16 protein-coding genes are annotated in these 23,077 nt (G+C 40.2%); 10 read left to right on the forward strand and 6 right to left on the reverse strand.

The genetic code is table 11. From position 1 onward, the window contains the following. Complete coding sequence (locus PX700_RS16485; protein ID WP_479521309.1) at positions 1–945, reverse strand: DUF58 domain-containing protein; 945 nt, start codon at positions 943–945, stop codon at positions 1–3. 3 nt (positions 946–948) lie between these two features. Further along, on the reverse strand, positions 949–1,905 hold the full coding sequence (locus tag PX700_RS16490) for an AAA family ATPase (protein WP_024598407.1): 957 nt from the start codon (positions 1,903–1,905) through the stop codon (positions 949–951). Between the two features lie 306 nt (positions 1,906–2,211). Here PX700_RS16490 and fadI point away from each other — a divergent pair, with 306 nt between their 5' ends. From fadI to PX700_RS16505, 3 genes are all read left to right on the forward strand, one after another. Further along, positions 2,212–3,522, forward strand: coding sequence for an acetyl-CoA C-acyltransferase FadI (gene fadI / locus PX700_RS16495; RefSeq protein WP_415637717.1), 1,311 nt, complete (start codon positions 2,212–2,214; stop codon positions 3,520–3,522). After that, the gene (fadJ, locus tag PX700_RS16500) at positions 3,522–5,744 is read left to right on the forward strand and encodes a fatty acid oxidation complex subunit alpha FadJ (protein ID WP_479521310.1); all 2,223 of its coding nucleotides are present in this window, start codon (positions 3,522–3,524) and stop codon (positions 5,742–5,744) included. Before fadI ends, fadJ begins: the two co-directional genes overlap by 1 nt. A gap of 94 nt (positions 5,745–5,838) precedes the next feature. After that, the gene (locus tag PX700_RS16505; protein ID WP_415637715.1) at positions 5,839–6,348 is read left to right on the forward strand and encodes a GNAT family N-acetyltransferase; all 510 of its coding nucleotides are present in this window, start codon (positions 5,839–5,841) and stop codon (positions 6,346–6,348) included. A 36-nt stretch (positions 6,349–6,384) separates the two neighbouring features. Here PX700_RS16505 and PX700_RS16510 read toward each other — a convergent pair whose 3' ends face one another. The 4 genes from PX700_RS16510 to PX700_RS16525 form a co-directional block, all read right to left on the reverse strand. Continuing rightward, positions 6,385–6,771: an MmcQ/YjbR family DNA-binding protein gene (locus PX700_RS16510; RefSeq protein ID WP_415637714.1), complete on the reverse strand. Its 387-nt coding sequence runs from the start codon at positions 6,769–6,771 to the stop codon at positions 6,385–6,387. 184 nt (positions 6,772–6,955) lie between these two features. Further along, entirely contained in the window at positions 6,956–7,753 is a 798-nt protein-coding gene (locus tag PX700_RS16515) for a hypothetical protein (RefSeq protein ID WP_415637713.1), read from the reverse strand. An 18-nt stretch (positions 7,754–7,771) separates the two neighbouring features. Then, positions 7,772–8,317 (reverse strand): hypothetical protein, encoded by a 546-nt coding sequence (locus PX700_RS16520; RefSeq protein ID WP_138584009.1) that lies wholly within the window; start codon positions 8,315–8,317, stop codon positions 7,772–7,774. Beyond that, the gene (locus tag PX700_RS16525) at positions 8,314–9,585 is read right to left on the reverse strand and encodes an SAM-dependent methyltransferase (RefSeq protein WP_415637712.1); all 1,272 of its coding nucleotides are present in this window, start codon (positions 9,583–9,585) and stop codon (positions 8,314–8,316) included. Before PX700_RS16525 ends, PX700_RS16520 begins: the two co-directional genes overlap by 4 nt. Before the next feature lie 609 nt (positions 9,586–10,194). Between PX700_RS16525 and PX700_RS16530 the strand changes: the two genes are divergently transcribed. The 7 genes from PX700_RS16530 to efpL all read left to right on the forward strand — a co-directional run bounded on the left by PX700_RS16530 (position 10,195) and on the right by efpL (position 22,950). Further along, entirely contained in the window at positions 10,195–11,022 is an 828-nt protein-coding gene (locus PX700_RS16530; RefSeq protein ID WP_479521311.1) for an SAM-dependent methyltransferase, read from the forward strand. A gap of 105 nt (positions 11,023–11,127) precedes the next feature. Next, complete coding sequence (locus tag PX700_RS16535; RefSeq protein ID WP_479521312.1) at positions 11,128–11,433, forward strand: hypothetical protein; 306 nt, start codon at positions 11,128–11,130, stop codon at positions 11,431–11,433. A gap of 12 nt (positions 11,434–11,445) precedes the next feature. After that, positions 11,446–12,396, forward strand: coding sequence for a methionyl-tRNA formyltransferase (locus PX700_RS16540; protein ID WP_415637710.1), 951 nt, complete (start codon positions 11,446–11,448; stop codon positions 12,394–12,396). A gap of 642 nt (positions 12,397–13,038) precedes the next feature. After that, positions 13,039–13,659, forward strand: a complete 621-nt coding sequence (locus tag PX700_RS16545) for a phage tail protein (RefSeq protein ID WP_415637709.1) — start codon at positions 13,039–13,041, stop codon at positions 13,657–13,659. A gap of 78 nt (positions 13,660–13,737) precedes the next feature. Further along, positions 13,738–14,070, forward strand: coding sequence for a hypothetical protein (locus PX700_RS16550; protein ID WP_415637708.1), 333 nt, complete (start codon positions 13,738–13,740; stop codon positions 14,068–14,070). Next, a complete protein-coding gene (locus PX700_RS16555) occupies positions 14,057–22,231 on the forward strand; it encodes an Ig-like domain-containing protein (protein WP_479521313.1) in 8,175 nt (2,724 codons plus the stop codon). Before PX700_RS16550 ends, PX700_RS16555 begins: the two co-directional genes overlap by 14 nt. 146 nt (positions 22,232–22,377) lie before the next feature. After that, the gene (gene efpL / locus PX700_RS16560; protein WP_007580599.1) at positions 22,378–22,950 is read left to right on the forward strand and encodes an elongation factor P-like protein EfpL; all 573 of its coding nucleotides are present in this window, start codon (positions 22,378–22,380) and stop codon (positions 22,948–22,950) included. Positions 22,951–23,077 lie beyond the last annotated feature (127 nt).

Genomic DNA, 23,077 nt, shown 5'->3' on the forward strand with positions numbered 1-23,077 from the left:
TTATTTTCTCACTAATTGCAGCTCAAGCGGTGTTGCTGCATTGAATGATATTAAATTAAGACCCGATTTAGTTAAGCGATTAAAGCGCGTACTAAATGCTTGCTCAGCATTTTTAGCAAAGCGTTCTCTAAAGCTGTTATCCATTAATGGTAGGGCAAAGTCTTGACCATTTGCATTAACGGTGACTGCTTGCTTAAACGCAGGTAACTGATGCTCAAACGGATCGCTTATATGGCAACCAATAAGCTCGCAGTGGCGGCTTAATATTTCGAGTTGCTTAAAGCTGGCATCATCCAGAGCGTTAAAATCAGACACTAAATACACTAAGCTGCCAGGCTTTGCTAAATGATTAAGGCGCTTTAAGTTATCACTAAAGTTGTTAGGGGCTGTTTTATCAATGTTGCTTAGCGCTTGCTGGTGGTTGTCGCATAAATTATGGCAAAGCTTAAGCACGGCTTTTTCGCGAGCACTGGGTTTTAGCTCCAAATGCGAGTGCTGATTAAACACAATGCCGCCAATTCTGTCGCCGCGCTGACACGCCGACCATGCAACAAGGGCACTTATATGCGCCGCTTGAACCGACTTTAACAGTAACTTTGAGCCAAACAGCATTGAGTTTGAAAAATCAGTAAACACAAACACAGGGCGCTCTTTCTCTTCTTGAAAGAGCTTTGTGTGAGTTTCGCCGGTACGCGCAGTGACTCGCCAATCAATAGAGCGAATATCGTCGCCTTGTTGATAATGTCGCACTTCGGCAAATTCCATTCCTCGGCCTTTGTGCGGTGCAAGGTATTGCCCTGTTAAGGTGTTTTTTATTTTTACCTTAGGGGCAAGCTCAAGCAATTGCGCTTTGGCTTTGTAATACATCAGCTCTTTAAGTGCTAAATTAACACCGTTGCTATGACTCTCTTTAAGCCATGCTTGGGGATCTAATTGTTTTTGCATAACTTATGGTACGGCTACAAGTTCAACTATACGGCTTATTACTTGATCTTTAGTAATGCCATCGGCTTGGGCTTCGTAACTTAAAATAATGCGATGACGCAGCACGTTATGTACAACTGCTTGAATGTCATCAGGTGCGACAAAGTCACGGCCTTGAAGCCATGCATGAGCACGAGCACATTTATCAAGTGCTATTGTTGCACGCGGGCTTGCACCAAATTCAATCCAACTACCTAGTTGTGCATCTAATTTAGCGCCTTCACGGGTGGCAATAATAAGTTGTACTAGGTATTGCTCAAGCGGTTCTGCTAAATAAAGCCCTAGTATTTCTTTTCGGGCAGCAAATAAATCACTTTGACTAATCTTTTGTAATACCGGCTGCTGTTCGTTAAGTGCTTCGCCACGCGTTAAACGTAGTATATCAAGCTCATGCTCTGCGCCAGGGTAACCAATACTTAGGTGCAGTAAAAAACGATCAAGCTGGGCTTCTGGTAACGGGTAAGTACCTTCTTGCTCTAGCGGGTTTTGTGTTGCCATAACTAAAAATAGTTCGCTAAGCGGATAGGTGTTTTTACCTACGGTAACTTGGCGCTCTGCCATGGCTTCTAAAAGAGCTGATTGCACTTTTGCTGGAGCACGGTTAATTTCGTCAGCTAAAATTAGGTTATGAAAAAGAGGGCCTTTTTCAAATACAAACTCGCTAGTTTGTTGGCGGTAAATATCGGTGCCTGTTACATCAGCCGGTAATAAATCTGGCGTAAACTGTACGCGCTGAAACGAGCCTTCAATACCTTTTGCAAGCGCATTAACTGCACGTGTTTTTGCAAGACCAGGAGGCCCTTCTACTAATAAATGACCATCAGCTAAAATTGCAATAAGTAGCGCTTGAGTAAGCTCTGGCTGGCCAATAATTTGTGTATCTAAGTACGTTTTTAATTGTGAAAATGCGTTAGCTGCCATAATAAGTGGACTGTCCTCGTCAGCTGGGTTTGTACCTAATAGTGTTAGGTGATAAATACTGACCTATTTATAAGGTTTATAATTGGGTAACTCAAGAGTTAGACTGTATTTTTTAAAATAGTTCGTTATTTTTTAACGATTTTTAGCGTACCACAAAACTTTGTAAATGCGTCTAAAAAAGCCTATTGTGATAGTCGTAATTAAACACTATTTATATAAATTTGTGTTTATCTATTGGCTTTAGCACACGGGTTGTTTAGAATCGAGGAAAACAAACAGGTCAGACCTGTCAGCGGGAGAGCATAAATGTCTGAGCAAAACATACTAAAAACACCAAAGGGCGACCGTATTGCCATAGTTAGCGGCTTACGTACACCTTTTGCAAAGCAAGCAACTGCATTTCATCATATATCTGCACTTGATATGGGTAAGTTAGTCGTAAACGAGATGCTTGAACGACTAAATTTTGATAAATCAGAAATCGATCAACTTGTATTTGGTCAAGTAGTACAAATGCCAGAAGCGCCAAATATTGCACGTGAAATTGTATTAGGCACAGGTATGCCAGTATCGGTTGATGCATATTCTGTATCGCGCGCATGTGCTACCAGCTTTCAGGCAATTGCCAATGTAGCTGAGTCTATTATGGCAGGCTCTGTAAGTGTAGGTATTGCGGGCGGCGCAGATTCGTCTTCAGTATTGCCAATCGGTGTTAGTAAAAAGCTAGCAGGCAGCTTAGTTGATTTAAATAAAGCGCGTACGCTTGGTCAACGCTTAAAAATATTTTCAAAACTGCGTTTAAAAGATTTATTACCAGTGCCACCTGCGGTTGCAGAGTACTCAACAGGCCTTTCAATGGGGCAAACTGCTGAGCAAATGGCTAAAACACATAATATTAGCCGTGAAGATCAAGATGCATTAGCACATCGTTCTCACTCACTTGCAACGCAAGCATGGGCTGATGGAAAGTTAAAAGATGAAGTAATGACGGCGCATTTACCGCCATATAAAAGCTTTATTTCAGAAGATAACAACATTCGTAAAAACTCAACGGTTGAAGGCTACGCCAAGCTTAAACCGGTGTTTGACCGCCAGCACGGTACAGTTACCGCCGCAAATGCAACACCGTTAACAGATGGTGCAGCGGCCGTACTTATGATGAGCGAAAGCAAAGCAAAAGCACTTGGCTACGAAATACTAGGTTACGTACGTAGCTTTGCGTTTTCAGCAATTGGTGTAGAAAAAGACATGCTAATGGGCCCAGCTCATTCAACGCCTATTGCACTAGATAGAGCCGGTATTACCCTTGCTGATTTAGATTTAATTGAAATGCACGAAGCGTTTGCATCGCAAACACTTGCCAATATGAAAATGTTTGCCTCAGACAAATTTGCACAAGAGCATTTAGGTCGCAGCAAAGCAATTGGCGAGATTAACATGGATAAGTTTAACGTTAATGGCGGTTCACTGGCATATGGTCATCCATTTGCTGCAACAGGTGCACGCTTAATTACGCAAAGCTTATACGAGCTTAAACGTCGTGGTGGCGGTTTAGCATTAACAACAGCGTGTGCTGCTGGTGGTTTAGGTGCAGCCTTTGTATTGGAGAGTGCATAATGTCAGATTCAGTATTTAATTTAGCGGTAGACGAAAATAAAATTGCCGTAGTAACGATTGATGTGCCGGGTGAGAAAATGAATACCCTGCGCAGCAGTTTTGCCGATGATTTAAAAGCGTTACTAGAAGACGCTAAGTCGCAAAATGTAAAAGGCATGGTATTTATAAGCGGAAAAAGCGATAACTTTATTGCTGGCGCCGATGTAAAAATGCTCGATAGCGTTCAAAAGCGTGAAGATGCTTTAGCTATTAGCGAGCTATGTCATCAAGCGTTTTTTGATATGACAAAACTGCCATACACAACAGTAAGTGCGATTCATGGCGCTGCATTAGGTGGTGGTTTAGAGTTTGCATTAGCGTGTGATTACCGTATTGGTACCGACAGCGATTTAACAAAAATTGGTTTACCAGAAGTACAACTTGGTTTACTACCCGGTGGTGGTGGTACGCAGCGTTTAACTAAAATTGTTGGTATTCAAAAAGCACTAGAGTGGATGCTAACAGGTAAACAAATTCGCCCTAAGCAAGCTAAAAAAGCAGGCGTGCTTGATGATTGTGTACCGCACAGTGTGCTGCTAAAAGTTGCAAAAGAATTTGCGACTAAGAAAAAGCCACAAGCAAAAGAGCCAAAGCTCGACAATATTAGTAAATTATTAGAATCAAACCCGTTTGGGCGTAACTTTATCTTTAAAAAAGCCAAAGAAAACGTACTGAAAAAAACGGGCGGACACTACCCAGCACCACTTGCCATTATTAAAGCAGTGCGAGCTAGTGTAGAGCTTGATGAGTTAAAAGCGTATAAAACAGAAGCTGAAAGCTTTGCAACACTCGTAATGAGTGATGAATCTAAAGCGCTTCGCGGTATTTTCTTTGCAACCACTGAAATGAAAAAAGAGTGGCGCAATGATGACGCACCAGCAATTAGCAAAACCGCTGTTTTAGGTGGTGGACTAATGGGCGCTGGTATTGCGCACGTAAGTGCTGTTAAAGCTAAAGTACCGGTACGTATTAAAGATGTAGCAGAGCAGGGCATTAGTAATGCAATGAGCTACACCTACAAAATTTTAGATAAGCGCCTTAAACGCCGTATTATGTCTAAAGCCGATGTACAGTTAACAATGAACCGCATTACAGGTACGACTGACTACAGTGGCTTTAAGCACATTGATTTAGTAATAGAAGCAGTGTTTGAAGATCTTGCGCTTAAGCAAGGTATGGTTGCAGATGTAGAGCAGCAATGCCAAGCAAATACAATTTTTGCAAGTAATACGTCATCATTACCAATTTCGCAAATTGCAGCGCAGGCAGCACGTCCTGAAAATGTAATTGGCCTGCATTACTTTTCACCAGTGGAAAAAATGCCATTAGTGGAAGTTATTCCACACGAAGGTACGTCTCAAGAGACGATTGCCCGCGTTGTTAACTTTGCACGTAAGCAAGGCAAAACGCCAATAGTTGTAAAAGACATGGCCGGTTTTTACGTAAACCGTATTTTAGCGCCTTACTTAAACGAGGCCGCTAATTTGATGCTTGCGGGTGAGCCAATCGAAAAGATTGATGCAGCGCTTGTTGAGTTTGGTTTTCCGGTAGGGCCGCTTGCTCTGCTTGATGAAGTAGGTATTGATATTGGCTCTAAAATTGCTCCAATTCTTGAAAAAGAATTAGGTGATCGTTTTAAAGGCCCTGATGCATTTATGCGTATGATTGATTCAAAACGCCTTGGCCGCAAATCGGGTCGTGGTTTTTATGAATACGATAAAAAAGGCAAAAAGGTTGATGAGTCAGTTTACGAACTATTGGGTGTTACCCCGGCTCCACGTTTAAACAAAAGCGAAATTGCTAAGCGTTGTGTATCGCAAATGCTTAACGAAGCAGTACGTTGTTTAGATGATGGCATTATTGCCAGCCCACGTGATGGCGATATTGGAGCAATATTTGGTATTGGTTTCCCACCATTTTTAGGTGGCCCGTTCAGCTACATGGATAAATTAGGCGCAAGTAAAATAAGCTCTGATATGTCTACATTAGCTAACAGCGATGCTAACTTTGCACCATGTGAATCACTGGTAACAATGGCAAGCTCGGGTGCTACTTTTTATAACGCAACACATGTTGAGGTTTTAGATCCTGAGATACAAAGCACTGAGGTACAAAGTACTGAACCACAAGAGCAAAGTGTAACTGAGCCTGAAGTTATTAAAGAGATTGAAACGAAAGAATAAAGTTTTACTACTTATAAAAAACCGCATTTAAATGCGGTTTTTTTGTAACTTTTTTTAGTAACTTTTTATTGTGACTTTATAAACGAGGAGCTTAATGATCTTATTTACACAAAGATTGAGCATGTACCAAATAGAAGAAGCTGATTGGCCTCTTTTTCTAGCGCTTCATCGCGATCCTCAAGTCCTTAAGTATTGTTTTGATATGCCAATGGAGTCACTTGTAAGAAATCGCTTTGAGATACGCTTGCCTAAGTGGAATGCTAAATCACGTCATCCACTGTGTTTACTCATTATTAATAATCAAACCAAACAACCTGTGGGTGTTACAGGCTTTGCCTATGACGGAGAAACCGCAGAGCTTGGTTATTTATTATTGCCAGAGTATTTTAATCAAGGCTACGCGACAGAATCCCTAAGAGCTGTGATTGACTGGGCATGGAAAAAATGTGGAATAAGGCAATTTAAAGCAGTTGTAACTCGTGGTAATGTTGGTTCTGAAAAGGTGCTTGGTAAGTGCGGTTTAACCCATACTGATACACTTTTTAAAGTGCATACAATAGGCGAAAAGTTATATGACGATTTAATTTATACGCTTAAGGTGTAAGGTTTTAATGGGCTAGTAGCCTAGCCCAAAAAGTATTTACAAGTGAAGTGAAATAGCTTTGCGGTCTTTTTCTGGCATGTTTTCTACGACTAAATTAAATGAGTTATCAATCATTCTCTCAATTTCACCTTGTGGAATTGTGCCGTCTAAAATTACTGTGTTCCATAAGCGTTTATTCATATGGTAACCAGGGATCACTGCCGGGAAAATATCACGCAATGATAGTGCTTCATCAGGATCGCACTTTAAGTTAAGCCACCAAATAACCTCACCATCATCATTAGTTTGATCGTCATTGCCAATAGCAAGAGTCGCAAACATTTTATGATTCACTTTATATACATCAACCTCTTGCGCAAATGGCTTTGTAACCTGAACAAGTGGTTTTTTAACTAAATACTCATGCACTTTTTTGTGGTCCATGATCCATTCCTTGAAGTCATACTCGATACACACACCATAGCATTATTTTATTGGTTTTGTGATACGAAATATTATTTGCACTCATCTTTTCTTCATTAATACACTGAAGTAGTGGAAGTTATTAGTATTGGCACAAAGAAAAACCCTATAAATACGAAAAAGTAACCAAGCTAACGCTATAGAGCTAGACAGTTTTCGGTAGCGATGAATAAGCAATTACAGCGGCGTCACGTTGAGTGAGATTGGGCCTCGTTGTATTGTGGCTATAAAGACGACAATATTCTATGGGATCGCCTTCGTGTGTTAAATAAGCTTCAGTGGTGAATTGCAGTAACGTCTCTTTCCAGCGCTTTACAATAGAGGGGGGTGGGTTTGGTAAAGCATTTAAAATGAGTTTAGATTCTTCAAAATTACTATTAATTGCCACATTAAGCATGTCATCGTTAGCAGCGGCTAGCCAACTAGCGCCATTAGTGCCTACGCAAAGTAATGGCATATAAGGTGCCAACGCTGGGCATACATTGTTTTTGTATATTTCAACTTGCCAGTATGAGCGCGCTATTTTTATAAATTGAGTAAAACTTTCAATTGTCGTAAATTTGGATGTTGCAAGAGGCAGAATTTCAACCCTAGGTTTATTCGCGTTCACCGTATCATTGGCAACATCAATATACCAAGGTCCAAGTATGAGCGCGTTTTGAAAGTACTCATCTCGTAGCGATCCCCAGGCCTTTTTTAAATCAGTACCTTGGTGAATGCATTCTTTTAATAAACTGAGCCCGAGCTTATCTGTGTGTGGTAATTGTGCTTGTAATAATGCAAACATTTCATCACGAATTTCTCTGCAACGTCCTATCGGATAAGGCTTGTTGGCAAAGTAAGGCATTTTAGGTGCAAGCTTTAAATCGACGACTAATCTTAGTTGTGCCAGATCGTTGCAGAGCATTGTTAGCTGTTGTGGTGTGAAGTTATTATCAAGCACGTATATTTCCCAAAATCGTTATTGTAATTTGCTTAACTGGGTTTGTGTATAGGCGTCATTTCTTAGCCACCTTAACATGTTTGGATAACCGTTAGGGTGGTCTGGCTGTTCACACATAAACCACGAATATAAAAGAGGGTAACCAAAACCCGTGCTGTTAGTAAAGGCCTCGATTAAGTTATCAGATGCCCCTTTATAACCCTGCTCATGAAATAAAATATTCGGGGCGATATTTAAATAGCAAGCTGCAGCCCATGACCAAGCTATTGCGGTCATTTCTTCGGCCGCTTGATGATCATGGTTTTTCATATCTCCTGTTAAACACGTTCTTGTCGTTTCTGAGGTAACTGCAATATGACCTGCTTCATGAAGAATATCACCTGGGTATAACAGCTTTTCTAAATCAAGTAATAAAGTGCCTTGTTCTATTTTAAGGCCAGGTAAAAAAGTCTTTTCGTTTAACGTTTCATACCGGTGGTTTATACCTATATCAGTAAGAAAGGCTAAAATATTTTCAACCTCAGTTAACTGCTTATCTGTATTGTGTTCAGTGCTAATAGTCATAATGATTTGAGATTACTGTTAGTGACTAGCCAATGTTCAAATTCTTCAATACGTTGACTTTGATAAAGTGCTGCCGTTGTTTCATGGTACGGCAGCGTTAATGAATCTAGTAGCTTGGTCCATAATGCCCATTCATCGTCGGCAATACTAAAAGGGTGACCGGATTTAGCTGCTTGCGCATGCTCAAACATACGCTTTACACCAGGCAATCCCAAGTTATTGAGATCTGTAAATCTTGCCAATTCATTCATCGTTTTAATCGTGTTTTTTATTGGGAATGTAAATATAAAGTCTGCATTGTTAGGTGTTATATATTCATAATGAATAGCTTCACCGCCACGAAGCTGCGCATCATGAGGTAAAAAAATAAGCGGTATATTTAAACTACATTGATTTTCGGTCAATTTAAGGTGTTTGTATACTTGAATGTTGGTTGTTAGTTTTAGTCTGTAATTAGTATCAACGCCATTTGGGATCAGCATACTGCCTTTAAAGGAGGATTTATCTCCTGCATTCAAACGCTTTGCTTCGTCGATGTTTAAGCAATAAAACTCTTTTAGGAGTATGTCATCTGTAGTACTCCCTTCTATAGACATTAAAGATTTAAAAGGTGTTAGCCATGCCTTTAAAGAAATATTTTGTGGGATCAAGGTGCCAGAATTATGCAGATATTGGCATAAATGAGCAAAAATAAAAACTTGAGGTTCTCGTTTTAAAAGAGCCGTCATGGTTTCAGAAATAATAATGTCAAATTGCTGAGAGGGGGGGGCTTGCCAACAAGTTGCGTCATCACACGTAATTGCAACAATATTTTGGGTGATTGAAAAGTGCTTTACTAGCCTTTTAATTGCACAGATGTTTTCTGGATGAATGTCAATGAGAGTGACTTTTATGCGCGGGTTTGTGGCAATACTTAAATAAGGAATAAGTAACGTACCATAAGGGCCTGTACCGGCATAAAGAATATGAATATCATCAGTCGTTGCTTTTAAACGTTCTTCGATAGCGAGCTTAACACCTTGCATAAAGATTTGTGTGCGAAGAGTCTCTTCAGTGCATTTAGCTGCTTTTACAGGAGAGATTGCAACGCCTTGGGATGTATCTCCATCATTCCAGTCATTCATATCTAAGTCAGTTGAAATAGACGTAATATTCCCTAAGTAATTTTTTAACTCGTTGATAAAAGGCTTCATCACCCCCGCATCGGCTGGCTCATTTAGCAAATGTGTAACCGCATTACGGTATCTGTTCAGTAACTCAATAGTCATATCGCTCCCTGTATTTAGCTACAAAAATCGTTGCTCGAAATAATATAGCACTCTATTTTAATTAAGTTTAGCTCGTGTTAATAAATCAATTTAAGGTGTTTTACGTGTGGCAGATTCAAGTCTAAAATCAGGCAAGGAAAAGGATTTATTATGCAAATTCACCTACCAAAGATCAACACGCCCTAATCCACACACTTTTAATTTCGATTAATGCAACAGTACTCCATTAGCGGCAAAAGCAGGTAGCTTAATTGTTTGGCGACATACATTACCGCACGGTAGTTGTCCAAATAAGGGAAGTAGACCTTGTATTGTACAATATATAAACATGGCTCTACTAAAATAAGTAGCTAAAGACTCGCTATGAGTAATAAATAATGCCGTGTAATAGAGTTTAGTATTTTTTATTTTAACTTGTGTTACAATTGTGGATGCTTTGTTAGCAGCAAGTTGATTGGTTTTCAGTGTTTTATACAAGTTAGTGATTATTAAAAATAATAGAACTAGAAAAGTTGCACTCCATACCTCATGGACTATTATGTTATCTGAATGTAGTGTTAACGAATGAAGGTTTTACATGGTATTCAAAGTCCAAGGAAATGCTTAATTATGAAAACATATAGCTCTCATCCTAAAGCGTGTTTGGAATATGCAGAGCCCCACATTGATGAGCTATTAAAACATTCAATACGTACCCAGCTTGAGTCTCTTCTAAAATCTAAATTAACAACTGAACAACGCCAACAAGTTTTGCAAAAAAGCTTTGTTGATACAATGACTTTGGTATTGAGCAACACGCAAGTCGAACACCTTCAATTAGTGAACGCTTTTGAGTCTATGTATGATCATGCTGTGCAATCAATGGCATTAGCACAGCTCAGCCAAGAGCAGCTAACGCGGCAATATGTGTCAGGCTCTGGTTTAATTATGTCTCCTCATAACTGCAAACACACCATAAAAGATGTGTATCGCATTCAAGGTTATGCACGTGGGATTGATCAAGCGATAGAAAGCAAGCTTAAGCACTCATCTTCCATCACCATTTTATACCCCGCCTGTGGCCCATTTGCACCGTTGCTGCTGCCTTTGTTGAGTTACTATAAAGAGAGTACTAAATTTACGTCAAAGCAGGTCAACGTAATTTTGGTAGATGTTCACCCCGGGGCAATATTATCGCTGCAGCAGTTAGTTAAAGACTTACAACTTGGCGATTATGTTTTGCGAATTGAAGAAGCTGATGCTACTCAGTATCACCCTACTGAGTCGATAGATATTCTTGTGCTAGAGGCAATGCAGCATGGCTTCACGAAAGAAGGGCAGCTAAGTATTGCCAAACATCTGGTGCAATTTTTAACCATTGATGGTTGGATGATCCCACAAAATGTCTCAGTGAAAGGCATGATGGTGATAGGAGAAACCGAGTTTAATCAACAATAGAAGGATGTAGATTACAGCCATTCGATCACTATTAATAAAAGCGCACAGCAAGATAGAGTTGAACTCGGTGAAATTTTAAGCATTAACAAATCAACGTTGTTAAATATGCAGGAACTTGAGCTGCAGGACGGCGTAAAAGTTATTCCTGCAAACCAAATTACTTTACCCAGCAATATTCAAGATATGAATAAACGTATTTTCGCTATTTATATGCATATCAACACATTTGCTGATGAGAGTGTTGGTCAGTATGACTCAGGGATTACACACCCAAGGCCTGATATGACATTTTATATAGACGTTAAACCCAGAGATATTGAACACACTCATTTTGTTGCCAATAGCGGTGATACTGTGCAGTTTTATTATCAATTAACTGGTTTGCCAGGATTTATTTCCGCAAAAGTTTAAAAAGGAGCATTTATGCGAGGTAAAATAGCCTTCTTTACTGGCAGTACATTCTCAGTACCCGCTATACAATCTCTTATTCAATTAAATAAGTTAGCGTGTGTTGTGCTGGTGGAGCCGCAAGGTAACCCTGACCTTATACAGCTTACAGCGCTCTTAGAGCAATCCAACGTGCCTATGGTACAGTATTCATCATTTGATGAATTTAAAGTTATCGCAGAGTTAGATAGATATCAAGCGGGCATAGGTATCGTTTATTTATTTAGGCATAAGTTGAGCGAGCGTATTATTAGCTTTTTTAGTGGAGACATTTTTAATTTACATCCCAGTGAATTGCCCAGTTATCGAGGCCCACTGCCATTGTATTGGCAAATAAGGCATGGGAAAACACAATGTGTATTGACACTTCACCAGCTCACTAAAGATATTGATTCAGGGCCTGTTGTAACTAGTCAAACAGTAGATATTCATCCATTTGATACATTACAGAGTTTATCTCATCAAGTATCTCAAGCCGTACCAGCTGTAATTAACACGTTATTAATTCAGCTACAGAATAACGCTATTGCCACTACGGAACAATCAACTATTGAGAATATGCCATCAGCGCCCTTTTTTAGTGAACAAGATTTACTTATTGATTGGCGAACTCATACCTCAGAAAACATAGTGTGTATGGCTCGAGCTGGTAACGTTGATTTCGGTGGTGCCAGAATACAGCTAGAAAATAACTTGTTTCAATTGTTGCAAGCAACGCAGTTGAAAACTGAATATTCTGGTATTAATGCAGGGACTGTCATTGAGGTCAGTATGATGGCTGGCTTACTCATAAAAAGTATTGATGGCGCAGTACGTCTAGATATCATTGCAACTCCTTATGGGGTTTTTGACGGATATAAATTTGCAACATTATACAACTTAGATGCGGGTACAAGTTTTCATCAAACGACACAAAGAACATTATAAAGTTTTGGTATTGCTTAATTGATAGGAATTTTATGGATTCGAATTGGTGTTTTCTCTCTGTTTTCTAACTATGCATTGTTTAATGTAGAGGATAATAAAATGAACGTTAAGATATCGATTTTTAATAATTACGCCTATGACTTAGTTTTAGCCTCATATTGCAATGGTACATTGCCATCATTGGTTTCGAATGATTTAGCGTAAAAGGCGCGCGAGGTAGTCAATGTAAATAGCGGCGAATGTGTCATTTTAGAAATACCGGGTTTAAACAGTGTTCTGATCCAACATCTGGGCACTGACAAACTTATTGACTGCCATGACTGTTTTTGTATATCACTCGACGAGTTCGATTTGTGCGAGCAGTCCGTATTATTAAAATGTGCTAATAAAGAGGCTTACTGGTGTTTTGCTAATGAAGTTGAAACTGCAGAACTTAAAATGAGTGTAAATTTACTGTGCACAGTATGCATCGACAGTGTAATAGACGGAGCTGTTAGGGCTATTTCTTTACCTGGGCTTTATATTTCCGCATCCGATATATCAGTAGTTAACTAGCATAAATGGGTAATTAAATTGAGTTAATCGTTAAGTATCAGTACTTTTTACAATAACTAAATAACTAAGTAAATGAAGGAATTAATTATGTCTACTGAATCATATATAGGGTCTATGGTGCCTTTTGCCGGTACTTTTGATATTCAAAACTTTGCATCGTGTCAGGGCCAACTTATCGCAATTGGGGAATCACATGCACAGGTTTTGTATTCATTATTAGGAACTACTTTTGGTGGTGACGGGCGTACGAACTTTGGTATACCTGATTTAAGAGGGCGTTCACCTATTGGACATGGAAACCGCCCTGGAGGAAGCAGCTATATTATTGGTCAAATGGCAGGAAATGAAACCGCGACGTTGAGTGCTGATAATTTAGCTCAACACAGTCATGCCGCAACTTTTACACCTACTGGTGGGGGAAGTGTAGGTGGTAACTTTCAAGTGGCGACCAACGGAGCGAATAAGACGACTCCAGATGCCGATAGCTATTTAGCTGTTGCTGCAAGTCCGATTTACTTTAAACCGTCGGGTCTTTCACCTGCCACATTGACTGATATTAAAGGGTTAACTGTTGATGGCGGAACCAACTCTGGAGGGGGCGTTACGGTGGGGAATACTGGCGGTGGTGTGCCGTTTAGCATTTTGAACCCCATCATTGCGATAAATTGGTTAATTACTACTAATGGAATTTATCCTGCACGTAGTTAATAAATAAAGTTTAGTTAGCATATTTTACATAACGTATGCTTTTTTATAGATAATAATTTTAGTTTAGTAAGGAATATCATGAAGTTGGATTTAATTATCCCTGCACTTGAAACCATCAATACATCTTTAATTAATAAAGGTATATCAGGGCTTACATTAATTGGTTTTATAATTTGTAACATATTACGAAGAGTAAACGCGCAAAAAACAAGCCAGAGGTTATTGAATTCAGCTTCTATTCAAACCAACACTTATACTGCTTTTCGAGTTGAAAATTTACTCAGGGGCATTCGAAAGCACTCACTGTTTAACAAAAATATAATTAAACGCTTTATAGAAATTATATGCTCCCTCTGTGTGCAAATTATTACGGCTAACTTACTTATAGGAAATAATAATGAAGTTAAATAAAATAGCTTCGGCATGTGCAGCCGCAGGTTTATCTGTCCTTACCTTGTCTTCTCATGCGGTATTGGCAGCACAGAAGACGATTGATTACACCGCAGGCTCAGGTGCAAGCCTTAGCGATGTTAGAGATGGCTCAAATGGAGTGAGTAATGTAATATTAGACACCGCAGGGGATTTAACTTTTATATTAGATGCAGGTGAGGCGAGTGCTTTTACGGGATTTAACGATTGGGCCATTTATAATGGCCTAGGCACTATTTCTGACACTATGCTAAATGGTACATTTACCAATGAACCAAGCAGAGGCGTTAAGTTTTATACCAGTGGTGGAGAAAACTTTAGTTTTGATGCGATAAAGTTTAATCAGGACACAGAGACGACGGGCAATCACTTTATTAAGTTAACGGGTTATTCTGATGGTACCTCAACTGTAACCGTTACTATTACTCCTGCTAATGCAGGAGTAAGCAATATATTTACACTGAGTCGTTCATCTCACTTTACTAATGCACTTTGGCAAGATGTTGATGCCGTAACGATAGAGTTTCCACATAATAACCCTGGTGATTCAATTAAGTATGACGGCCGCTTTGCGATTGTTGATATTGTGGTTGATGATGCTGTTGCATCAAATTTCGCCCCGGTTGTTGATTTAAATGGCGTGCTGGCAGGTACAGGTAGTTCAGTGTCGTTTACTGAAGGTAGTGGTGCTGTAAATATTGCGCCCGATGCTAGTGCCGCTGATAGTGATGGCGATACAATAACAACAATAACCGTTGCATTAACAAATGATCAAGATGGTGTATCTGAAGGGCTAAGTGTTTCAGCTGCCGCACAAAATGCACTGGGTGGTATTAGTGGTGCATCCGATATTACCTTACAAGATACTATTTCAATTACAGGTGCTTCTGCAACAACGGCTGACGTTGCCACTTTCCTTAAAGCAATCACGTATAACAATACCAGTTCGTCGCCCAACACAACTTCGCGGACAGTGTCTGTTGTGATTAATGATGGCACTGAAAACAGTATTAGCCGTACCGCGACAATTTCAGTGGCTAACCTTACAGCGGCGAGCTCTTCAGCGGCAGGTTTTAGTACCCTCGATGGTACAAATTTAAGTCCTGCTATTAGCTTTAGCAGCGACAATGAGACTTTAACCGTATCTTCAGCAAGCCATATTACAGGGTCTACAGCTCAAGGTGGCAATGGTACAGATGAAATCATTGTTATAGATGGCAGTGATTTGACGCAATTTACCAGTTTTATCTCCTTTGAGACCCTCTCTACCTATAATGACGGTTCGTTAACACTCAGCGAGTCGCAACACGATGGGTTTACAACGATAAATGGCGCTGGAACAAATACATTTACTTTGGCAAGTGCCGATGGGGATAGCAGCGTAATTGCAGATGCAGACATAGAAACGTATGTTTTAAATGCTGCTTTTAATATTACCCTATCAAGTGGTGCGCAAAGTGTTACCGGAAGCAGTAGTGCTGATACCGTTAATATTGCTGGCTTGAGCGTTACAGGTGCGCTTGCTGGTGGCGGCGATACAGATGTGCTGCAAATGAGCACCGGTGCTGATATCAGTAATGCCACAATAAGCGCGTTTGAGTATTTAACATTAAGCAGTGGCGCATCCGTCACGACGACAGAAGCGCAGCATGATGCGTTTACTACAATTACAGGCGCAGGCACTGAGCAAATTACCATAAGCACAGCGACTGATGGTTTAACGGGTAATAGCGCTGTTGAAACGTATGTGCTGTCAGCGGCCAATACATTTACATTAGGCAGTGCATCACAGAATTTAACGGGTAGTAGTGGCGACGACACGGTTAATGTCAATGCACTGAGTGCAACGGGTACTTTAGCTGGTGGAAGTGGCACAGACACATTGGTTGTTACCAACGGCGGTAATATATCAAGTGCGACAGTCAGTGGTTTTGAGAATTTATCAGTTGCTGCTGGTGGCACAGTGACCGTAGATGCATCGCAACTTTCTAGTTTTTCTGGCACAGTATCAGGTAGCGGAAATGAGACTATATCCGTTTCAGGTGATGGAAATGTAGGCACGGTATCGGCGATAGAAAGTTATATCTTAAATGACGACACTACGAATACGCGCTCGGTTACTGTAACTAGTGCGAGTCATTCTGTGACTGCAACCTCAGCGACTGATGCAATTACGTTTGATTTAGGTTCACTTACATTTACTGGCACCATGATAGGTGATAATACTGTTGCAGATACACTGAGTTTAAGCAATGGTGCCAATATATCTGCAGGTACTATAAGTAACATTAATAACCTGGCCTTGGCATCAGGTGCTTCAGTTAACATGACTACCAGTCAACATAATGCGTTTGGTGGCACAATTACGGCGCCCGGCGCTGAAACCATTATTATTAGTGGTGATGGTAATTTGACCACGTATTCTTCCGTTGAGTCTTATGTCATCGGTGATGATACTACCAATACACGAACGGTTACTGTGAGTAATGGTACGGATAATGTAACAGCTAACTCTTCAACAGATGCAATAACGTTTGATATTGGCTCAAGTACATTTTCAGGCACACTGACCGGTGATGCGAGTCAAACTGATAAAGTATTGGTTTCTGATGGTGCTGATGTAACTTCTGGTTCATTTTTTAATATTGGAACGTTGAGCCTAGCCTCTTCAGCAATAGTCGCTATTGATGTTAATAATATTAATGATTTTAATACTGCCATTACAGGATCCGCTGGTGCTGATACGCTAAAACTCATGGATGGTGGCGCCTTTAATTTTACTGGCACTACCGTATCGGGTATTGAAAATCTGGCAATAGGCACTAATAGCAACACGACTATCACCTTAACCGATAATTTTAATGCTAATGCTGGCGTTGTATCTTTTTCTAATGCGAGTGGCAGTGCAATTACCGCCGCAGTGACTTTAGATGCAAGTGCATTTAGCACCGACATTTTAACAATGACCTCATCAAACTTTAATGGTGCTGATATACTCAAAGGCGGTTCAGGCGCTGATACTTTACGCCCAGGCGCAGGTACAGATACGCTAACAGGTAACGCAGGAAATGATAATTTTGTAGGCAGTACATCACAGTTATCTGGCGACACAATCACTGATCTATCTTCCGGCGATACTATTACAATTACTGGTATCACAGGGCTTTCAGCCAGTAACGTGCGTTTTAATGGCGCAAGTACATTAGAAGTAGATACCAACGCCACTGATTTTAATATTTCTGAACTGACTCTTTCACTTACTAATGCGTCTGGCAATGATTTAGCCTTTACGGTTGCTGATAGTGGCCCTGAGACGCTCATTACATTTGTTTCAGCAAACTCAGCACCTACATTTAGCTCGCTTAACGGCGGCGCTACATTTATAGAAAATGGCAGTGCTGAGATCATCGATAGTGATATGACCATTGCAGATGTTGAGCTTGATGCACTTAACAGCAATGCTGGGGATTATAATAATGCGAGTTTAACCATTCGTAGAAACGGTGGAGCATCAACTCAAGATGTATTTGGTCATTCTGGGTTATTAGGTGCGTTAACTGAAGGTAATACATTTAGTTATAATGCTAATAATGTAGGGACTGTTACCACAAACTCAGCAGGCACTTTAACGCTAACATTTAATGGTAATGCGACTTCTGCAATTGTAGATTCTGTTGCGCAAGCCATTACCTACGCCAATAACTCGGATGTGCCTTTAAATGCAACCGTGCTTGACTATATATTTAATGATGGCGTGGTAGACAGCACAGGCACTAATCAGGCGTCAGTTACTATTACCTCGGTTAACGACGCGCCGACAGTATCAGCAGTGGGGGCTAATCCAACCTTTACAGAAAATGGCTCAGCAGTGGGGATTTTCTCTTCAGCTTCTATTAGTACGGTTGAGAGTGGGCAAGATATTGAACAAATATCATTAATAGTAACTAATGTAAAAAATGCTGGTGATGAGTTCCTTCAATTTGGCACCGATCTGATCAACTTAGAGCATAATGCATCGGGTACTTATTCGGGAGCCGTTAACTTTAGCTATGTAGTTACGTTAAGTGGTTCAACAGCAACAGTAACGGTTACCGCTACAGATACACCTGCGGTATGGCAAAACTATGTGCCGTTTTTAAAATATAAAAATACCAGTGAGTCGCCAACCACCGATAATAGAGTTGTTACGCTTACATCTATAAAAGACAGTGGTGGTACCGCTAATGGCGGCGCTAATAGAGCAATTGGCAGTTTTGGCTCTTCTATAGTTAAAGTAGTGGGCGAAAATAATGCACCTACTGATATCAACCTTTCAAGCTCTACGATTAGTGAATCAGTTGTGGGGGCCGGTGCTGATATTGGAGTATTAACGACTACGGATGCTGATTCGAGCAGTCATACTTACTCGCTAGTTCCATCAACATCAGCTGCAACGGGTAGTTGTACCACAAGCACAGGCAATAGTTCTTTCCAAATCAATGGCAGTACGTTAGAAACAAAAACAGCATTGCCACTGGGTATTTACACTGTTTGTATACAGACAAACGATAGTGCTGCGACCTTTAAAAAATCATTTGCTATTACCGTAACTGAAGCGCCTAAACCAACTAACCCTGAAATCAGTGGCGCACCAGTAACAAAAGTAAACCAAGGTGAGGCTTATAGCTTTACACCAACAGCAACGGATCCACAAAATAAAGCACTGACGTTTAGTATTGCTAATAAGCCAAGTTGGGCGAGTTTTAATACTGCAACAGGTAATTTATTCGGTATTCCTGCTAAAACTAACATAGGGCTTTATCCTAATATCGCCATTACTGTTAGTAACGGTAGCGAGCAAGCAAGCTTGCCACCTTTTAATTTAGAAGTGATATCAACAAATAGTGCTCCGGTTGCTGCTAGCTTAAGTTTAGAGCTTGATGAAGATTCTAATATCAGTTTTTCCCCTGATATTACGGATGTAGACTCAGATACGTTGACAATTAGCGCTGTGTCGCAGCCTCAATTTGGTACATTAACCAAACAAGCCAATACATTCACTTATACACCTAATGCGAACTACTTTGGCTCTGATAGTTTTAATTATCTTGCAGATGATACAAAGGAAAAATCTGCTATTGCCACGGTGAACTTTACGGTAGCTTCTATTAATGATGCGCCAATTGCCAATCCAGATAGCTACTCACTAAATAGCAACGCTGATAATAGCTACCCACTTGATGTACTAGTTAATGATACCGATGTTGATGACGATGAATTAGTTATTGTTAGCGCCAACGCAAGCGTGGGGTCGGTGCGAATTGAAAATGGCTCGCTGATTTATCAGGCTCAAGCAAGCACTAAAGGGGCTATTCAAATTAACTATTTGATTGAAGACCCTGATAAAGAAACGAGTAGAACAACAGCAACATTAACGTTAAATAATCAAGCAGACAATGTGCCAACCATCGAAACGCCGGCTGATATTGATGTTAATGCAAAAGGGTTGTTTACTAAGGTCAAGTTAGGTGTCCCTTCGGCAACGGACAAAGAAGGTAATATATTAGCGGTTGCATTAGTTAACCCAAGTTTGTTGTATGCGCCAGGTAAGCATTTAGTTTACTGGAAAGCAGTAGACAGCAGCGGGCTTGAAGCAATCGCAACGCAAAATGTAAACGTGAGTCCGCTTATTTCGCTTAGTAAAAATAGCGAAATTACTGAGAATAAAACACATAGCTTTAATGTGTTTTTAAATGGTGAAGCACCAAGTTATCCAGTAACAATTGCCTATGAAGTATCGGGTACTGCTGATAGCTCTGATCATGATTTAGTGTCGTCAGAGTTAGTGATTAACAGTGGCATGCAGGGACAAGTTAATTTTACAACCTATGCAGACTCCGAAACGGAAGGCAATGAAACCGTTGTAATTACACTGGCAGATACACTGAATTTAGGTGCGAAGTCTTCAACAACAATCACTATTGTTGAAAATAATGTAGCACCTACTATTAGTACCAGTATTACACAAGGTTCTCAACAAAGATCACTTGTTACCATAGGTAATGATCCTGTCACGATTAAAGGTGTGGCTCAGGATGCAAACCCAGACGATAGCATAACGCTAGATTGGGTCTCAGAGAGTAATAAGCTGCTTAATACAAGCACAAATGAAAACGAATTTGTTTTTTCAACACAATCACTAACTCCTGGAATCTATAAAATAACAGTAACAGCGCAAGACTCTGGCGAGCCAAGTCTCTCAACAACAAAAGATGTTTACGTTGAAGTGTTAACTTCACTTGAGGCGCTAGGAACGGAGGATTCAGATGGTGATCTTATTCCAGATTCGCAAGAAGGTTACAGTGATAGTGACGGTGATGGCATTCCTGATTATTTAGATGCAATCAGTGAATGTAATGTCATGCAAGAACAAGTTAAAGACAGTAACAAGTTCTTAGTAGAAGGCGAGCCAGGCGTTTGCGTTAGAAAAGGGGTTACAGTTTCACAAAATGCAACGGGCGGTGTTCAGTTGCTTGATAGTGAATTACCTGAAGATGAAGGCGCGGTAAATACAGGCGGACTATTTGATTTTATCGCAACAGGTTTGCCTAATGCTGGAGATACTTACAGCATAGTAATACCGCAAAGAAAACCAATCTCACAAAACTCTGTTTACAGAAAATTAAAAGAGGGACAGTGGATTGATTTTGATACATCAGGTGACAACCAATTACTCTCTACAGCGGGTGAACCTGGCTATTGCCCTCCACCAAGAAGCAGTGAGTGGACGCAAGGGCTTACTGAAGGCGCTTGGTGTGTGCAGTTACAAATTGTTGATGGTGGCCCTAATGATGACGATGGCAAAGAAAATCGCTCAATAGTCGACCCTGGTGGTGTTGCAATTGTTCGCACATCGAACCAGCTTCCTGAGGCTAATCAAGATGAGATAACAATTGGTGTAGGGGAGTCAACGACTATTGATGTATTAAAAAATGATACAGATATAGACGGCGATACACTTATTTTAAGCGGCGCGACGGCTGATTTTGGTGATGTAAGTATTGTTGATGAGCAGTTACTGTATACCCCACCAGCTGGATTTGTTGGTGTTGCGATTATTGAATATAGTATTAGTGATGGTAAAGGGGGCACATCAAACAGCCAAGTTAAAGTTAACTTAGTTATAAACAATGCACCAACAGCTGTTTTTGATTCGGCAGCAACCACGGATAATACATCGATTGAAATAGATGTACTTCGTAATGATTCAGATATTGATGGTGATGAATTATTTGTTGTTAATGCAGTTGCGGCTCAGGGCACAGTAACAATTAATATTAACGGCACTTTACAATACACACCTAAAAGCGGCTTTGACGGTGTTGATATTATTGATTACACAATAAAAGATAGCAAAGGTGCAAAATCTACAGCACAAGTAAAAGTGACGGTTAGCGCTGTTAAATCAGTGGCCATCAATAATAAATCATCAGGAGGAAGCATGGGAGGTTGGGGTTTATTACTGATTTCAGTACTTGTTATTAGTCGTAGAAGATCAATGTTTCCAAGCTTTGCAATAGTAACGACCAGTTGTTTAATTAGCACCAGTGCAATGGCTGATCCATGGTCGTTTGAGGCCACGCTAGGTGAGTCTGAAGCAAAACATTCTTTAGTAACTAAAGACAACAAGGCTAATTTAGTTTCTATAGATGATACTGATACTAGTTGGTCAATTGGCGCTTATTATGACCTGTCACCCAATTGGGAAGTCGCTATAAGATATATTGATTTAGGTGAAGGTCGAGCCGATTTAACTGCCCAAACAGTAAAAGCTGATGCAGATAAATTACATCAAGATTATTCACGCTTTGTACCGGTGTTACCTAAAGGGGTGGCAGCTGAAGTTGGTTACCGACATATGCTTGCTGAATCTTTAAGCACAAAGGTATTTTTAGGCGCTTACCGTCATCAGTATAAAATACAAAGTAGCATCACGGATGGTGTTCGCTTAGAGTATAAAGAACACGCTACGAAACCTTATATAGGTGCCGCTTTAGGTTATTCGGTTTATAAGCAGACTGAATTATTACTAAAGTATACTTATTATAAAGTATCAAAAAATGATGTAAGTGAGTTATCAGCAGGAATAAAAGTACGCTTTTAAGTTGATGCTTAGTGTGTTCAGTGCCGCTATTAGCGGCGCTGAACCACATATTTTTAAAAAGTATCACTAAGTTGTTTTGTTTCTATTGAAGATTCCTCAGTTCGTGGTATGTTTCTCGCAATCAAAAAAATAATAGGAATTCACCGATGCCAAAGGCGAGTGATGTAAAAAAGGGTACTGCCATTGATTTTAATGGCCGCGTTTTAGTTGTAAAAGATATTGTGCGCTCTGTGCCGCAAGGTCGTGCTGGTGGTAGTTTATATCGTATGCGTTTATACGATGTGGTAACCGGTGGTAAAGTTGACGAAACATTCAAAGACAGTGACATGCTAACGCTTGCCGATTTAACGCGCCGTGAAGTAATGCTATCGTACATTGATGGTGACGAGTATGTGTTCATGGATAATGAAGATTACACGCCTTATAACTTAAGCAAAGATGCTATTAGCGAAGAAATTTTATTTGTTAATGAAGAAACGCAAGGCGTACACGTAATTGTTATTGATGGCGCGCCAGTAGGGCTTGATTTACCGTCAAGTGTTGAGCTTGTTGTTGAAGAAACAGACCCATCTATTAAAGGTGCTTCTGCAAGTGCTCGTTCAAAACCTGCACGTATGTCTACTGGCTTAAATATTTCTGTGCCAGAGCATATTTCAACAGGTGACCGTATCCGTATTAATACGGTTGAGCATAAATTTATGGGTCGTGCTGAAAAGTAACGCGTAAATTATAATTTTAAAAGCCGAATCTGTGTTTAACAGGTTCGGCTTTTTTGTGCGCGGAGGATTTGTTGCTTTAAATTTAATCACGTTGGCGTTAGAATAAGCGCCGTATTTTTGAGCAATT

It is taken from the genome of Pseudoalteromonas sp. TP27 (assembly GCF_056470645.1).

Excerpts from the sequence above, each read along its gene's own strand:
- PX700_RS16485 (WP_479521309.1), bottom strand. The coding sequence starts at position 945 with ATGCAAAAACAATTAGATCCCCAAGCATGGCTTAAAGAGAGTCATAGC.
- PX700_RS16490 (WP_024598407.1), bottom strand. The coding sequence starts at position 1,905 with ATGGCAGCTAACGCATTTTCACAATTAAAAACGTACTTAGATACACAA.
- fadI (WP_415637717.1), top strand. The coding sequence starts at position 2,212 with ATGTCTGAGCAAAACATACTAAAAACACCAAAGGGCGACCGTATTGCC.
- fadJ (WP_479521310.1), top strand. The coding sequence starts at position 3,522 with ATGTCAGATTCAGTATTTAATTTAGCGGTAGACGAAAATAAAATTGCC.
- PX700_RS16505 (WP_415637715.1), top strand. The coding sequence starts at position 5,839 with ATGATCTTATTTACACAAAGATTGAGCATGTACCAAATAGAAGAAGCT.
- PX700_RS16510 (WP_415637714.1), bottom strand. The coding sequence starts at position 6,771 with ATGGACCACAAAAAAGTGCATGAGTATTTAGTTAAAAAACCACTTGTT.
- PX700_RS16520 (WP_138584009.1), bottom strand. The coding sequence starts at position 8,317 with ATGACTATTAGCACTGAACACAATACAGATAAGCAGTTAACTGAGGTT.
- PX700_RS16525 (WP_415637712.1), bottom strand. The coding sequence starts at position 9,585 with ATGACTATTGAGTTACTGAACAGATACCGTAATGCGGTTACACATTTG.
- PX700_RS16530 (WP_479521311.1), top strand. The coding sequence starts at position 10,195 with ATGAAAACATATAGCTCTCATCCTAAAGCGTGTTTGGAATATGCAGAG.
- PX700_RS16535 (WP_479521312.1), top strand. The coding sequence starts at position 11,128 with ATGCAGGAACTTGAGCTGCAGGACGGCGTAAAAGTTATTCCTGCAAAC.
- PX700_RS16540 (WP_415637710.1), top strand. The coding sequence starts at position 11,446 with ATGCGAGGTAAAATAGCCTTCTTTACTGGCAGTACATTCTCAGTACCC.
- PX700_RS16545 (WP_415637709.1), top strand. The coding sequence starts at position 13,039 with ATGTCTACTGAATCATATATAGGGTCTATGGTGCCTTTTGCCGGTACT.
- PX700_RS16550 (WP_415637708.1), top strand. The coding sequence starts at position 13,738 with ATGAAGTTGGATTTAATTATCCCTGCACTTGAAACCATCAATACATCT.
- PX700_RS16555 (WP_479521313.1), top strand. The coding sequence starts at position 14,057 with ATGAAGTTAAATAAAATAGCTTCGGCATGTGCAGCCGCAGGTTTATCT.
- efpL (WP_007580599.1), top strand. The coding sequence starts at position 22,378 with ATGCCAAAGGCGAGTGATGTAAAAAAGGGTACTGCCATTGATTTTAAT.